The 14794-nt window shown below is 68.1% G+C and carries 12 protein-coding genes, 1 tRNA gene and 1 pseudogene; 8 read left to right on the top strand and 6 right to left on the bottom strand.

Annotated features, from left to right (window positions below; genetic code table 11):
• A pseudogene (locus LzC2_RS15945) lies at window positions 1–971 on the bottom strand (hypothetical protein); the annotation flags it as partial.
• 254 nt (window positions 972–1225) lie between these two features.
• Here LzC2_RS15945 and LzC2_RS15940 point away from each other — a divergent pair.
• A complete protein-coding gene (locus LzC2_RS15940) occupies window positions 1226–1498 on the top strand; it encodes a hypothetical protein (RefSeq protein WP_171188808.1) in 273 nt (90 codons plus the stop codon).
• Window positions 1499–1561: 63 nt separating this feature from the next.
• Here the strand turns inward: LzC2_RS15940 and LzC2_RS15935 are convergent, their stop codons facing one another.
• Window positions 1562–2620 (bottom strand): PDZ domain-containing protein, encoded by a 1059-nt coding sequence (locus LzC2_RS15935; RefSeq protein ID WP_171188806.1) that lies wholly within the window; start codon window positions 2618–2620, stop codon window positions 1562–1564.
• A 159-nt stretch (window positions 2621–2779) separates the two neighbouring features.
• Here LzC2_RS15935 and LzC2_RS15930 point away from each other — a divergent pair.
• Window positions 2780–2866: transfer RNA gene (locus LzC2_RS15930), tRNA-Ser, on the top strand.
• Between the two features lie 69 nt (window positions 2867–2935).
• Here the strand turns inward: LzC2_RS15930 and LzC2_RS15925 are convergent.
• Both LzC2_RS15925 and LzC2_RS15920 read right to left on the bottom strand, forming a co-directional pair.
• On the bottom strand, window positions 2936–4321 hold the full coding sequence (locus tag LzC2_RS15925) for a sulfatase-like hydrolase/transferase (protein ID WP_171188804.1): 1386 nt from the start codon (window positions 4319–4321) through the stop codon (window positions 2936–2938).
• Window positions 4322–4443: 122 nt separating this feature from the next.
• Window positions 4444–5199 carry a hypothetical protein gene (locus LzC2_RS15920; protein ID WP_171188802.1) on the bottom strand — a complete coding sequence of 252 codons (756 nt, stop codon included), beginning with the start codon at window positions 5197–5199 and terminating at the stop codon, window positions 4444–4446.
• A 300-nt stretch (window positions 5200–5499) separates the two neighbouring features.
• On the opposite strand from LzC2_RS15920, the gene LzC2_RS15915 reads away from it, so the two are divergent.
• The 6 genes from LzC2_RS15915 (at window position 5500) to LzC2_RS15890 (ending at window position 12234) form a co-directional block, all read left to right on the top strand.
• The gene (locus tag LzC2_RS15915) at window positions 5500–6723 is read left to right on the top strand and encodes a M14 family zinc carboxypeptidase (RefSeq protein WP_171188800.1); all 1224 of its coding nucleotides are present in this window, start codon (window positions 5500–5502) and stop codon (window positions 6721–6723) included.
• 229 nt (window positions 6724–6952) lie between these two features.
• Entirely contained in the window at window positions 6953–7471 is a 519-nt protein-coding gene (hpt, locus tag LzC2_RS15910) for a hypoxanthine phosphoribosyltransferase (RefSeq protein ID WP_171188799.1), read from the top strand.
• Window positions 7472–7479: 8 nt separating this feature from the next.
• Window positions 7480–8862, top strand: coding sequence for an ankyrin repeat domain-containing protein (locus LzC2_RS15905; RefSeq protein WP_171188797.1), 1383 nt, complete (start codon window positions 7480–7482; stop codon window positions 8860–8862).
• A gap of 355 nt (window positions 8863–9217) precedes the next feature.
• Window positions 9218–10225: a hypothetical protein gene (locus LzC2_RS15900; protein WP_171188795.1), complete on the top strand. Its 1008-nt coding sequence runs from the start codon at window positions 9218–9220 to the stop codon at window positions 10223–10225.
• Window positions 10226–10537: 312 nt separating this feature from the next.
• On the top strand, window positions 10538–10993 hold the full coding sequence (locus tag LzC2_RS15895) for a hypothetical protein (protein WP_171188793.1): 456 nt from the start codon (window positions 10538–10540) through the stop codon (window positions 10991–10993).
• Between the two features lie 254 nt (window positions 10994–11247).
• Window positions 11248–12234 (top strand): AAA family ATPase, encoded by a 987-nt coding sequence (locus tag LzC2_RS15890; RefSeq protein ID WP_171188791.1) that lies wholly within the window; start codon window positions 11248–11250, stop codon window positions 12232–12234.
• Between the two features lie 15 nt (window positions 12235–12249).
• Here LzC2_RS15890 and LzC2_RS15885 read toward each other — a convergent pair whose 3' ends face one another.
• Both LzC2_RS15885 and LzC2_RS15880 read right to left on the bottom strand, forming a co-directional pair.
• Window positions 12250–13335 carry a glycoside hydrolase family 62 protein gene (locus tag LzC2_RS15885; protein WP_171188789.1) on the bottom strand — a complete coding sequence of 362 codons (1086 nt, stop codon included), beginning with the start codon at window positions 13333–13335 and terminating at the stop codon, window positions 12250–12252.
• A gap of 101 nt (window positions 13336–13436) precedes the next feature.
• Complete coding sequence (locus tag LzC2_RS15880; protein WP_171188810.1) at window positions 13437–14783, bottom strand: Gfo/Idh/MocA family protein; 1347 nt, start codon at window positions 14781–14783, stop codon at window positions 13437–13439.
• Window positions 14784–14794: the final 11 nt, after the last annotated feature.

Below are 14794 nucleotides of genomic sequence, written 5' to 3'. Positions count from 1 at the left end.
AGGTTGGAGAGCCTGACCGGCGAATCCGGAACCGCGGCCGGAACGTGCGTTTCGACCCGCGAGACGCGGTTCGCGGGCACGGCGGCGTGCAATTCCGCCCACACCGCCCGAGCCTTCGGAGCCGAATCGACGAGGAACCGGGCGGTCCGTTCCTTCGACGCCATCTCCACCGCGATCGCTGCGCTCAGATCTGTCGGCACGGGCGCGATCGCGAGGCGTTCGACCTCTTCCCATGCGATGCGGGCGTCGGCGCTGACGAACCCCACGTCCGTCAGCCACAGATCGTCGCCCGTCGGCAACTCCCACCAGCGTTGCAGCCCCCAGAGCGTCGCGAACAGCAGCCCCAAGATCGACAGCAGCCCCGCCTTCAACGGTTCGTCGTCCCACATCATCAAGAGAAACCACCCCCCGAGGCCGGCCACAGCGGCGGAGACGATCGCCGTCCCGGCGTAGTCGTAGATGTCCTTGGACGGCGGCGGAACGGGTTCGGCGAGCCGCGTCGGAGGCGTCGGTTCGGGAAGGAACGGGCGATCGGCGCGGGCCTGCTTCGCGCCTTCGCGGTCCGCGGCGCGATTACGCAATCTCGGCGGGCCGAACGCCGCCACAGGCCAGCGGTTCCGCGTCGCTCGCCAGATGTGCCAAGTCAGCTGCGCAATCGACACGATGAGGAGGTAGCGGATCGCCTGTTCGACCCACCACTCCGTCGGTCGATCGCCCGGCAGCAGGTCGCTCCAACCAATCGTCACCACATACGCCGCCGCCATCGCCGTCCCGCCGAGAGCCCCCGCAAGCGACTTGAGTCGAGCGAGCAGATCCCGCCGCCAATCCGTCGGCGTTTGGGGGACGCGGGGCAGGGCGTCGAGGCCGGCGTAGGACTGGTCCTTCTGCCAAGCCCCGACCAGCGACTGCCTGGCCGCGAAAGCGAGCGCCAGCACGCACAGGACGGCGGTGAACCAGATCGTCACGTCCATGCTTCGCGATTGGAGGCGGTTGCGGTCGGGAAATGCGGCCGCCCGTCGCTCGGGCGGATCTGCGCGAAAGTTTTGCAGGGGACGATCTCGTCCGCACGCCGCGGCGTGACCTACGTTCAAACCGTACGCCTGCCACGTGGCGAAAACGCCACGGCGGGCACGATCCATCAAAAAACGCGTGCGGATGGGAACCGGGTTTGCAGCCGGTCGAACGCCGCCCCGCCCCCCGTCCTCTCCAAACCCCCGCCTTCGCGATGTCCGCCGCCGCATTCGTCCTCGACCGTCCGCACGCCAACCTCGCCCAGGAACTGCATCGCCGGGCCGCCGGGGCGTTGGCCAGCAGCGCCCACTTCCGCACCCGGGCGGTTTGCTGCACGGTCGAAAACACCGCCGAGGGCGACGCCGTCGTGCTCTCCGGCGACGTGCCCAGCTGGCACCACAAACAGCTCGCCCAGCAGGCCGTGATGGGCGCCCTCGGTCGCACCGGCGCTTTCGTGCGGAACCGTTTGACGGTCGTCGCCCATTGATCGGGCGGCTCGAACCGAACCGATGACGCCGCGACGGATCGCGTGACGGCTCAGAGGCTCAAGTCAAAGGCTCAACGGCGGCGGGCCGTTGTACGCCGGCAGGTCGGCCAAGCCGACGAATGGAATCCGGAGGGTGATCGGGCGCCCGCGGCGCCGGAGCTCCACCGTGACGGTCTCCCCCGGTCGAATGCCCCGGGAGGCCGCGGACCAATCCCAGTAATCCTCGATCCGGCCTTCGGCCGCGGCATCCCGGTCCGTCGGGGCATCCCCGTCCGTCGGGGCATCCCCGTCGGTCGCCCGTTCATTCTCCTCCGCCCCCTCGCCGGGCGCCGCGTCCCGTCGCATCGCGGTGAGGCGGTCGCCGATCTGCATGCCGGCCAGGTCCGCCGGTCCCCCCGGCGTCACCTCAGCCACGGCGATCCCGGGCTGGGCGTCCGTATCGGCGGCGGAGCCGGTGAGCAGTTCCACGCCCATCACGCCGCGTTCGCTGCGCCGGGACCGAGAGTCATATTCGAATGATCTGAAGGGTTGCCCGGACCGGGAGCGTTCCTCGAACAGACGGCGTCGGAAACGCGGCTCGCGATCCCCGCGTCGCTCCCTGGCCGAGCGGTCCGGCGCCTCGTCGCGCACCGTGAGCCTCACGAGTTCGTCGCCCCGCAGCAGTTCCGCGTCCGCGGCGAAACCGGCGCGGAGCAGTCCCTTCAAGATCGCCATCCGGTCGGCGGCCGACCCGTGATCCGGCCCGTCGTAGAGCCGTCGGCCGGCGATCGTCAGCCACAGATCGCCCACCCGCACGCCCGAGCGTCGGGCGGCCCCCTCGTAATCCAAGTCGACGACCAACAGCCCTGCCGCGTTGCGGATTGCCTCCTCTGCGGCCGGTTCTCCCGCCGATTGATCCGCGGGGACGGGGGTGGCGGCGAACTGCACGCCCATCCGCGGCGAATTGTCGACGTCGCCCGCTTTTTCCGCGGCGTTCTGCCAGCGCCAGGCGCTCCAACCCAGGACGAGCGTCGCCGCCACCGCGGCGGTCGTGGCGATGCGGATCGTCAGTCGATCGTTCGCCGGCTCGCCGAGCGTTTCCTCGTCGGATGCGTCATCGTGTAAGGCGGGTTCGGGAGACATGATGGGGGCGAACCGAGCGGGGAACGGCGGTGTCCGGCAGGCGACGCGGCGTTTCGGACGAGATTTTCCTTTTCTCAACCCCGCCGCACGGTGACGGTTCCGCGTTGCCGATGCTATCATCGCCCGCCCGTTCTCCGGTTCGCTGGAGAACGGGACCTCGGAGAGGTGGCAGAGTGGTCGATTGTGCAGCATTGGAAATGCTGTGTCCCTTCACGGGGACCGCGGGTTCGAATCCCGCCCTCTCCGCTCAATCGTCGAAGATGTCGTAACGCCGAGGCCCCGCGGGGCCTCGGCGTTATTGCATTCCGCTCCGCCTCACTTCTGCGTCGGATCCCACCAGGCATCGAGCAGCGCGGTGAGGCGGGCGACCTCCGCGGGGTTCGCCGAGGCCAGGTTCTTCGTCTCGTGCGGGTCGGCGGACAGGTCGAACAACTCGACCGGCGGGACCCCCCCCCGCGCGGCCGTGTAGTGCGGTTGATAGGGAAGGATCAGCTTCCAGTTACCGTCCACGACCCAGCGGTACATCAGGCCGTCCGCCGCCGGGGCGGGGAAGGGCTGATCGTGCTCGAAGATCTCCCCGAACACCGGCCCGCGGTCCGCGAGGGCGGCGTCGTCCAGCAGGTTCACGCCGCCCATCGCCTCGGGCACGGGGACGTCGCAGTGATGGAGAATCGTGCGGGCGAGATCGATGCTGCTGACGGGCGTGTCGTTCCTCGCCGGTTCGATCACGCCGGTTCGCCGGAGCATGATCGGCGTACGCACGCCGCCCTCGTGCGGGCTGCGTTTGCTGCGGGCCGCGTAGGCGGAGCGGCCCGGGAGCGTGATCCAGCCGTTGTCGCAGACGTAGACGACCAGCGTGCCCGGCCCGTCAGGATCCGCCGCGTCCCGGCGATCGACCTCCGCCAGCACGGCGCCGACGGCCTCGTCGAACCGCTCCACGTTGGCGAAGTACTTCGCTTCGCTGGGCGTCAGGTCTCCCGCCTCGACCGCCGGTTGGTACTTCGTCAGCAATCGGGCCGGCGGATCGTGCGGGGTGTGGGGCAGGAACGGGGCGTACCAGACGAACCACGGCTGGCCCTCGTTCTCCGCGTGCTGCATGAATGCCGGCAGGGGGCCGAGGCCCGGCGTGGGCTGGCCGTCGCGGGTGATCTGCAGTCCCACGTCGCCGTGCCGGCCGCCGCGGGTCAGGTCGCCGTGCGTCATCGCGGCGGTGAAGCCGTGATCCTTCGGGTCGCCCTCCCACCATTTGCCGGTTTGCAGCGTGCGATAGCCGGCGTCCCGCAGAAGCGCCGACAACTTCGGAGCGTCGTCCAGCGTGTCGTTCATCGACCGCCGCAAATCGAGGTACGCCGGGGTCCGGTTGCGGTGCGTGGGCAGGCGTTCCACGTTCCGCGGCACGGCCGGGTCGTTGCCGGTGATGCCGTGCTGGTGCGGGTACTGCCCGGTGAGGATCGAAGCGAGGCTCGGCCGGCACAGGCTGGTCGGCACGTAGCCGCGGGGGAACGTCAACGATTGCCCGGCCAAGCGATCCAGGTGCGGCGTGTGAGCCAACGGGGACCCCATGAAGCCGTAGTCGTCCCACGCCTGATCGTCCGACAGAATCAACAGCACGTTCGGGCGCTCGGCCGCCGCGGCGGGCCCCGGGGAGCCGGACTCGTCAGGAGCCGCGGCCAGCAGGGCGGCGAGGATCAGCGCGGGCATGGGGAAGTCTCCAAATCAATGCGTTGCGAACCGACGGGATGCCGGACGAGCACTGTAACGCATCAAACCCCGTTGACGCTCGCCGGCCGCCCGAGCCTCGGCTCGCTCCTCGGGCTGCCGCGTTAGACGGCGAAGGTGAGCGCGTCCGCCAGCAGACGGACCGCCGCCGGACCCGCCGCGTTCAACGCCGCTTCGCGGTCGCTGGGACTGCGGGGGGCGAAGTCCGATTCGAGCGGCACGCCGCCGCTGCGGAGCTTCTCGGCCAATAACTCGCACCCCGGCGCCCAGATCTCGCTCGGATCGCAGGCGAGGTGCAGACGCTGCGGGCGAGCCAGCGGGTTCACGTCCGTCAGCACCCCGGCGACGCGGGCCTGCTCGCGGCCGTTTCGTTCAGGGGAATCCGGGAACAGCCGGTCCAGCGTGCTGCCGCGGCCGTGTACGGCGTCCAACTGCACCGCCGCCGCGTACGCCCACACCGCGGGCGTGCTGCGTCGTTTGAATCCCGCCCGAATCGCCGCCTGCCCGCCGGCCCCGGCGCCCGCCCAGGCGATCGGCCCGCCGAACCGCTCCGCCGCCTGCGGAGCAAGCACGTCGAGCAACCACCGCCACGGCGTCGGCCCTTCTTCCCCCCCGCCGGACGCGGGCTGAAACGCCGGGTCGTCGCGATCGAGCCACCAGGTCGGCCCCGGCCGCGGGCAGAGGAACCGGACCCCGCGACTCGCCAACGCTTCGCCCCAACTAGGCAGCGAGGCGGGGGTGAGGGCGTCGAAGTCCGCCAGCCAGACCACCCCGCCGTCCGGCGCCTGCGGCGGTTCGAAGACCAGTGCCGGCACGCCGTCGACGGTCGTCTCGCTCCATTCAGCGGCGGGGCGGGACATATCGGCGTGAGTGGATCGGACGGCGGCGGACCGCGGCGGCGCCCGCTAGGCTAAACGGAGTCGGGCGATCTGGCGATCGCTCGCCCTGCCTCCCCTCTCCCTTCAGGGAGAGGGGCCGGGGGTGAGGGTGCGGCGGAGCCGGGCAAACGACTCGCGATGAAGAGAACGGTTGAGAGCATACCGCAGGTCGAACTCGCCGCTGACGCGGATCCCCTCACCCCCGACCCCTCTCCCCCACGGGGGAGAGGGGAGAACGGGTTCGTCAGGCACGATTTGAACCTTCCCCAGACGGAACACCCGATGACGCCGTTCGCCCGATCCCCGACGCCGTGGGCGCTCGCCGCGCTGCTGCTCGCCCCGGCGGCGCTGGCTCAGGAGACGCCGGAAGTCGCTCCGCCGGAGATCGACGACGCGGCGAAGGGCGTGGTCGCGATCTCGACGGAGTTCCCCGGCGGGAACGTCGCGGTGGAATCGAACGAACCCGGCCGCGTGGGGGTCGCCCCGGACCTCCGCGGCGATCGGCCGTGGTTCTATTGGTATTTCAAAGCGACCGCGGAGCGGCCCGGCCGCGTCGCCTTCGTGTTCCCCGAGAAGGTCGCCGGCTTCAACAACGGCGCCATCGGCTTTCAAGGCCCGGCGATCCGCGAGGGCGACGGCGCCTGGCGCTGGATGGGCACGGAAACCGTCTACGGCCCCGGCTTCGTCTATCACTTCAAAACAAAGGGGCAAACCGTCCGCTTTGCCGTGACGATTCCCTATACGGAATCGGACCTCTCCGCGTTTATTCAAGGCCATCAGAGCCCGCACCTGCAACAAAGCGTGCTCACGCGGAGCCGCGGCGGGCGGGAGGTGCCGCTGCTGAGAGTCGGCGAACCGGGGCCGAAGAAAGAAGCGATCCTGTTCACCTGCCGGCATCACGCCGTGGAGACGATGGCCAGCTTCGTGCTGGAGGGCATTGTGAAGGAGGCGCTGTCGGACTCGCCGGCGGGAATCGCGTTCCGGGAGCGATTCGTTTTATACGCCGTCCCGTTCGTCGATAAAGACGGCGTCGAGGCCGGCGATCAGGGGAAGAACCGCCGCCCGTTCGACCATAACCGCGATTATCGCGAGACGAGCCTCTATCCCGAGGTGCAGGCGATCCGCGAGTTACAGGCGACGCACGGGTTTCGCTACGCCGTCGATCTGCACTGCCCGACGCTGGTGATGGACGTTCATCAGCTCGCATATTTTATCGGCTATCAAACGATCCCGCCGACCAATCAGGCGAACGTCGCCAAGTGGACCGCGGCGATCAAAGAGGCGAAAGCGGAGGACGCCCCCTTCGGCCCGCTCAATTGGTTGCGGGAGAAGGAGGAGGACAAGCCGACCTGCTCCCGCTGGTTCGGCTCGCAGCCGGGGGTCGTGATGTCCGCGACGTTCGAATACCCCTTCGCCCCGAAGAACGCCGCCGCCAACCCCGCCGACGCCCGCGACTACGGCGCCATGATGCTGCGGACGTTTGTGGAGACGGAATTTGAGCGGTGAGACCGGAGCGCAAGCTCCGGCCGAGACCAGCCCGATGCGCAAGCATCGGCCGTTCGTGGTCGATTCCACGGATGCGTTCCCGCCGGCTGCGCCGACGGCCGACGCTTGCGCGTCGGGCTGGTGAGGTGAACCGGAAAGCCGGGTGGAGGGGCGAACCGCGGGGCTTTAGACTGAGTCCGCCCGCTCGCGTTTCGTCCGTCCCCTCGACCGACTTCCCCCGGCCGTTTCCTTGAAGACGCTCATTGCGCAGGCGGAGATCGCCGCCGCCGTCGACCGCCTCGGCCAGCAGATCGCCGCGGATTATGCCGGCAAGCCGTTGACGCTGCTGGGCGTGCTGCACGGCTCGTTGCCCTTCTTGGCCGATCTGATGCGACAGATCGACGTGCCGCACCGAATCGGCCTGGTGCAGGCCAGCAGCTACCGCGGCACGGCGACGACCCCGGGCGAGATGCGGATCGATACGAACCTGCTGCCGGACATCACCGGCCGGGACGTGGTGCTGGTGGACGACATCTTCGACACCGGCCGCACCCTGACGGCGCTGGTGGAGCGCCTCGCCGCGGAAAACGTGACCAGCGTCCGCACCTGCGTGCTGCTGTGGAAGAACCGCGCCACCGCCGAGGGCGTGACCCTCACCCCCGACTACCACGCCTTCCGCATCCCGGACACGTTCGTGGTCGGCTACGGCCTCGACCACGACGACGAATACCGGCACCTGCCGTTTATTGGGGAGCTGCCGAACGCATGAGAACTCGTATGTCGCCCGCTGATCCGTCACGGCCCATCGCCGAGCGTCGCGGTGCCTTCGAACCGTACCCCGGCTGGACCTGGGAGGCGCTGCTGGTGCGAAGTGACGGCGACCCGGCCGACGCTCTTGCCGCCTGCGAAAAGGTCGGGGCGGTGGAGCGGAATGTGACCGCGGACGTGCTGGGCGGGGCATGGGAGCCGCCGGCCGGCGACTGGGCGTTGCTGGTCGCTCTGAACGGGCACGACTGGGCGACGTTGGCGATCCCCCGGCGATATCCGTCCGATGTGCGGGACGAATCCCTTTCCGACTTCGACGGCGAAACGCTGCTGACCGGCTACCAGGACACCGCCGGCTCGCTGCACCTGCTCCACCGCCGGCCCGGCCCCGACGGGGCCGTAGAGGCGACGCGATTCGAAACCGACGGCGATCTAGCGACCGTTAAAACGCCATTCAACGCGGCGGTTCTGGGAGCGGACGAAGATTTCGACCCGGACGAGTTCGATGACGACTCGTTCCTCGACGGCACCCTGCTGACCGGCGCCGCATACCCGCCGGAGACCGCCGCCGCATGGCTTGCCGACCGGGACGACGCCGCTGACGCCCTCAACACGTTGCTGGACGAAGCCGGAGCGTACGTCCCGCTGTTCGCCCCGGTCGGCGACGGTCCGGTCACGCTGGAGACCTACGCGGGCCACGAAGACGCGCTCGCCCCGGAGCATGTCGCCCGCATTGATCTGATCCGGTTCGGGAGGATCCCGAAAGCAGAGCCGACAAAGGCTCAGATTGCTGCGGGCCGCAAGCTGGCGAAGGCGGTGCGGAACGACGATCTCGCCGGCGTGCGGGCGGCGCTGGCAAAGGGGGCGACCGTCGGCGAACTGCCGGACGACCATTGCACCGCCCTGTGGCGAGCCTGCGATGCGGCCGGCGGCGGTCAGTTGGAGCACGGTGAGGAGATCGTTGCCGCCCTGCTGGACGCCGGGGCCGACCCGAACGCCCCCGCCGCCCACCCGGACGACGCCACCCGCCTCTTCGACCATGCGCTGTCGCGTGTCGTGTCTCACCGCAGTGACGAATCGACGAAGGTGAAACTGGTCCGCCTGCTCGCCGCCGCCGGCAGCGACCTGAACCCGGCCAGCGGGGCGACGATCAAGAAAGGCGACCGCCCGCTGCATACCGCGGCGTTGAAGGGCTATCCCGCAGCGGTCGAAGCGTTGTTAGAGGCGGGAGCCGACCCGCTGGCGGAAAACGTCCACGGCCGCACGCCCCGGCAGCAATTGGCGTACACCCGGGAGGCGAACGCGAAATACTTCAAACCTTCCGCCGAGGAACAGGCCGCGGACGCCCGCAGCGCCGAATTGCTTCTCGCCGCCGAACGATCTCGCGGCGACTGACCGGCGGGTGGCCGGGGTCGACCCGCGGAGACGTTCGCTCGCGGGAAGACGTGGGTCGGGCCGCCCCCGGAACGGGCGACGTTCGATCGACAGCAGGCCGCGTCACACTCCCGGGGGCGGCCGATTCAAGTCGACACGCTCTTCGGGCGCCTCTTTCCGGCCGACCCCGGCCACCCGCCCGCCCGCCGTTTATTGAAAGCTGTCCTCAGGACGAGGCGGCGACAATTGGTTGAGGTTTCGGTTCAGTCGGTGGAGTGATTCTCGAGGTGCCTGGTTCGCGTGGAAGGAAGCTTGACATGGTACGCGACTCCGAGTGGACTCAACCCACCGATTTTCAGAACGGGGGTCCGAACTTATGCATGCCGCCCTTCTCATCTGCTTCGCCGGGCTGCTCGCGACAGACCCGTCTGCCGACGAGGCCGAGCGGATCGCTCTCGAACTCGATGCCGCGACGGCGGCGTTCCGGTCAACTCGGGACGCCGCTTCCGCCGATTTAATAAGAGGCAGTCTCAAGGAAGCCCGGGAAGCGGCGCAGGAAGCGGGCGATCTCGCCGCCTACGAGCGACTGGGGAAAGAGATCAAGTCGTTCGACGAAAGCGGCGAAGCGCCGGCGTCCGTCCCCGCCGGCGACCGCCGCCGGTACGAGCGTTCAATCGCGCAGGCCAAGGCCGCCGCGGAGCAGGCCTACAGAACCGCGATCTCCGATTACACAAGGGCGGGATTGATTGAGAAGGCGAAGGCGACGCGGGAGGAACTGAAAGCGTTTAAATTGAGAGATTCCGAGGTGCACAAGAACCCGCGGAATGTCTGGGTTCATTCCACAGGGCTATTCGAACGCCAGAACGGAGGGATGTGGAAAGAGTTCTCGTCCAACGGAAACGTCTACGTCTATCGAGAGATCGAGAGGACTGACGAGAGCATCACGATCGAGGCGTTAAACGGCACGGTGGGGTGGCAGCATCGGTTGTCCGATCACGCCGTATGGTCCGGGCCGGGCTCCGGACGATGGAAGAAGACCTTCGAGGGGCGCTGGCACTGGGTGCCGAGGGCGACGACGGAGGGAGATGAACCCGAACTCGGCGAACGTTACGTCGGAACGAAGACGTGGACGAAGAAAGGCGCTGTCCGGCCGCGAGGGTTCCGGGAGCCGTGGGCGCTCGTGATCGACGCCGATGAGAACGGCGAGTTTCAGGGACGCCTCGGCGCAGCGGGCGCCCCCTCGGGCGGATACCGGGTGTCGGGCCGTTTCGGCGGAGGAGTGATCGAGTTCGACGGACCCAGATTGGGGCCGTACTACGGGACGTATTCGTCCACTCGCCTCGATCTGACTTCAGCAGACGGGCATGTCAGCCTGACGAGATAGACAGGACGACGACCGGCGCCGTTTTAAGCGTGTTTTCTCAGCTCATGCGGTCGTCCGTTGTCGGGCGGATCCGCGGCAGGGCGGCGCTGGCATTTCGCTAGTGAGAGCGACGTAGCTCCTGTCCAAGCCTCCGATCGGTCCGTCCCCGTCGCACGCACTGGCCGGATGCCGGCGCCGATCGCCGCCGGGAGCGAAGCCCGATGACCTTGGGGCAGAGCGGCGGCGTGCGATCGATGCGGCGATGGCGTTACGATTCGGCGTGAAACCTCGCCGGTTTCGCGTCTCCGCTTCTCTCACTGATCGAGACCGATCATGTCCTCGCACGCTCGCCTGATCGCTGCCGCTGGTTGCGTCGCGGTTCTCGTCGCCGCTTGCACGACGGAACCGTTCCTCCGTCCCGCCGTCGCTCAGGAGACGCCGGGCGATGCGGAGTCGGCGCCGCTCGCGGAACAACTCGTCGGCACCTGGAAGCTCACGCAGGCGAAGACGCCGGGCCGGCCGTCCGGCATCGGCAAGCGGCTCAAGATGTTCACCGGCACGCGCTGGAGCATCGTGCAACCGGACGACTCGGGCGTCGTAGTCTTCACGCACGGCGGGACGTATTCCGTCGACGGCGACGTGCTCCAAACGACGACGGACTTCGCCGGGCAATCGACCCGCCGGCTCATCGGCCGCAACGGGCGATACAAGATCGCCGTGGACGGCAACACCATGCGACAGGCCGACTCCAACGGCGTCTTCAACGAAACGTGGACCCGCGTGGACTGAGTCGCGGGGCGCCTGCGGCAGCCGTTTCCATCGGCCCTGCTTTTGATAGGAGTGGCTGGGGCAGCAGGGAGCGCAGTGACCGGATGCCCCAGAACAAGTGATGCCCGATCGCTCTCGCGAGGGATCGCACGCCGTTCGTTCTGGGGCATCCGCTTCGCTCCTGCCCCAGCCACGCGAGTCGCAAACAGTGCGGGCGCCGAATGACCGACCCGGCGGCTACACTGCGACCCCGCCTCACCCCCGGCCCGCCCCCGATGATTCGCGACGCTGCTCCGCTGCCCACCGACGCCCGCTCCACGGAGGTGGACGGCGTCACGCTGCACCTCTCCCGGCCGGACGCCAGCGGGGGGACGTGGATCGGGCAGGACGAAGTGCTCAAGCAGATTCACGCCTGCTGGCTGGTCGTCGGCGAGGGGGATCGGCCGCTGTGTCCGCGGTTGGTCGGCACGCCGGGGATCGGCAAGACGACGCTCGCCATCGCCGCGGCCCAGCAGCGGAAACAGCCGCTGTATATTTATCAGTGCACCGCGGACACCCGTCCCGAAGACCTGCTGGTCACGCCGGTGCTGGCGGAGGGCGGGGGGATTAAATACCACGCCAGCCCGCTGGTCACCGCGATGCTGACCGGCGGCGTCTGCCTGCTGGACGAGGGGAACCGCATGAGCGAGAAGAGCTGGGCGAGCCTCGCCCCGCTGCTCGATCATCGCCGCTACGCGGAGAGCATCATCGCCGGCGTCACGCTGCACTCGCACGACGATTTTCGTTGCGCCGTCACGATGAACGCCGACGAGAGCACCTTCGAGATCCCCGATTATATTCTCTCCCGGCTCCAGCCGACCCTCACCATCGGTCACCCGGAGCGGGCGGATGAACTGGCGATCCTGAAATATCATCTGCCGTTCGCGGACGACGAGGTGCTGGACCTCACCGTGGAGTTCCTGCAGAAATCGCACGAGTTAAAGCTCGATTTCAGCACCCGCGACGGGCTGAACGTGCTGCGGTATGCGATGAAGCGGCTCGCCGCGGACCCGGAGCACCCGGTCGCCAAGGACGTGGCGTGGCGGGAGTCGCTGATCGCCTGTCTGGGCGAGGACGCCGCGGATCTGGACGACCTCGCCGGCAAGAAACGGCAAACGCTCGGCGGCGGAGCGGTGCCGATGGGTCTGGGCGATTTCTTTTTCGACCCCAGCGACCCGCTGCACCCCGATGCGGATGAGGACGACGAGGATGACGACGACTGACCCCCGCCGACGCTGTCAGGGCGCCGGGACCGGATCGAGCAGCCCCAGCCGCCATGGGATTTGGCCGTAGGGCCGGTCGCGGTATTCGGCGTCGTTGGCGCCTTGAAACAAGATACGGGTCGCGGTCGGATCGACTTCCAATCGCTGGTCGATCCCCGTGCGGATCAACTCGCCGTGGCTGTAGGAGGTCGCCCAGGAGTCCGCCTGATTGACCACGTTCCGCGGCGCGACCATCGGGCGCTGCGGCGAGTCCGCCACGCCGGTCCATTCGCCGTCGAGTCGGTCCGCGGTATACGCCTTGAAGTAGCGTCGCCCGCCGCCCTGCGCCTCGACGATCGTGAAGTACTTGTCGGTTCCTTTCAGCCGGTAGGTGTGGCTGGCCTCGAAGATGTCCGCCTTCAATGCGACGACGGGGCGGGACCACCCGCGATTCGGGAAATCTTTCAATGCGGTCTCCGCCCGCAGCATCCGGCCATTGAGGGTGGTGAAGAACAGGTGCGCCTTCGCCTCGTCGCAGATGACCCAGAAGTCCAGCCCCGCCTTCTCGCCCTCCGGCACGACGTACAGCGGTCGCGGCTTCGTCCAGCCCGCCGGGTCGTCGAGGCGATCGCAGACGGAATAGCACGGACCGTATTTTAATCCGCGAGACGAGTCGGCGGCCTGATAGATCAGATACCACTTCCTGTGCGGTGCGAAATAAAAGATCTGCGGCGCCCCGTGATAGTCCATCGTCAGATCGAGCACGGACCACTCCGCGCGATCGGCCTCCGCCCAATCGTCGAACGAGAGGTAGCCGATGCGGATGCGTCCGTCCCCCTCTTTGAACTTCCGCAGCGTGCAGAACAGATGCCAGCGACCGTCGTGACGGACGATGCTGGGATCCTTCACGGCCGCCCACGGATGCGCCGGCGAGGGCGGCAGCCGCTCGGGATCGACGGCCAGCAGGGGTTCGCTGACGCGCCATTGAAAATCGCCGGTGAGGAACGGACTCTCGGCCCCCGGCTCCCCGGCCCAAAGCGGCGCGCCGCCGAGCGTCAGGCCGAGTACGAGGCCGCAGCAGACCCTTCTCGCGAGAGAGGCGCCGCCCGGGTTGAGGTTCATCGAGGATCGTGGGAACGGAGGGGACGTTGGTTTATGAAAACGACCCGAACGCCGTGAGGCGTTCGGGTCGTCGGTTCTCAGCGGGGGCGCCGTGAGGGCGACTACATGATCGTCTCGTAGCCGTCCCGCGGGGTGCGGGCGGTCATCTCCTGGGCGCGCTCGTCGCCGACGATCTTCTGGGCCTTCGGATCCCAGTTCAATTCGCGACCCAGACGGATCGCGATGTTGGCGAGGTGACAGGTCGTGATCGCCCGGTGATGGCTGAACACGTCGCTGATCACTTCCGCCTCGCCGCGAACGGCCCGGAAGAAGTTCTCCATGTGGCCGGTCGGCTCCTGATCCTTATAGGCCTTCTTCAGGGCGTCCTCCGGCAGCGGGTCGTCCTTCAGGGCTTCGACGGGCGAACCGGTCAGGTCGCCGCGGGAAACGAAAATGCGACCCTCCGTGCCTTCGATCAGCAGACCGTTGCGGCCCTCGCTGTCGATGACGACCTCCACGCCGTCCGCGAAGTCGCACTTCACCTGGAACTTGCTGGCGCAGTTGTACTTGTCGTCCTCGACCGGCATGCCGTCCTCAGTCATGCCGGCGGGGTGGACGACCTTCTCCATCACCGGAACGATCTTGGTCGGCCCCTGGCCCTCGCCGTTCTGGTCGATGATCCACTGGGCGATGTCCACATGGTGGGCGCCCCAGTCGGTCATCTTGCCGCCGCTGTACTCGTACCACCACCGGAACTCGTAGTGGCAGTTGGTCTTCCGGCCCTCTTTGCGGAAGGGAACCTCCGGCGTCTGCCCGAGCCACTTCTCCCAGTTCAATTCGCTCGGCACGTCCACGGCCGGGATCGAATCGGAGGTCGGGGCGCCGTTGATGCCGCAGGTGACCTTCGTGATCTTGCCCAGGCGATTATCGCGGACGATGGCGAGCGCCTTGAGGAACTTCTGACCCATCTCGCTCCGCTGCTGCGTGCCGACCTGCACGGTGCGGCCGGTCTTCTTAACCGCTTCGCAGATGTCGATGCCCTCTTGAATGGTGAGGGTCAACGGCTTCTCGCAATACACGTCCTTGCCGGCCAGCACCGCTTCGATCAGCGGTTTGGCGTGCCAGTGATCCGGGGTGACGATCACGACGACGTTGATCTCCGGGTCGTCGATCACCTTGCGGTAGTCGTCCGTCAGCTCCGGCTCGTCGCCGGTGGCGTCTTTGATCTTCTTGGCGGCGGCCTCCAGGTGGCCGCGGTCGACGTCGCAGAGGATCTTGTTCGTGCCGTACTTCGAGGCCTGCATGCCGGGGCCGTTCCAACGGCTGCCGGTGCCGATATGGCCGATGACGATTTTCTTCTCGCCCTCCTCGTGGTGATCGCGGGCGCCGGCCAGCGAGGCGGTCCCGGCGACGGCGGCAGCGGCGCCGGCGGTCTTGAGGAAGACGCGGCGATCCGCGGGGGGGACGATCGGGGTGGTGG

Origin of the sequence: Alienimonas chondri (genome assembly GCF_013036045.1) — a bacterium.
GTDB lineage: Bacteria > Planctomycetota > Planctomycetia > Planctomycetales > Planctomycetaceae > Alienimonas > Alienimonas chondri.
The sequence above is the reverse complement of the archived record's forward strand: the minus strand, read 5'-3'. Positions and strand labels throughout refer to the sequence as shown.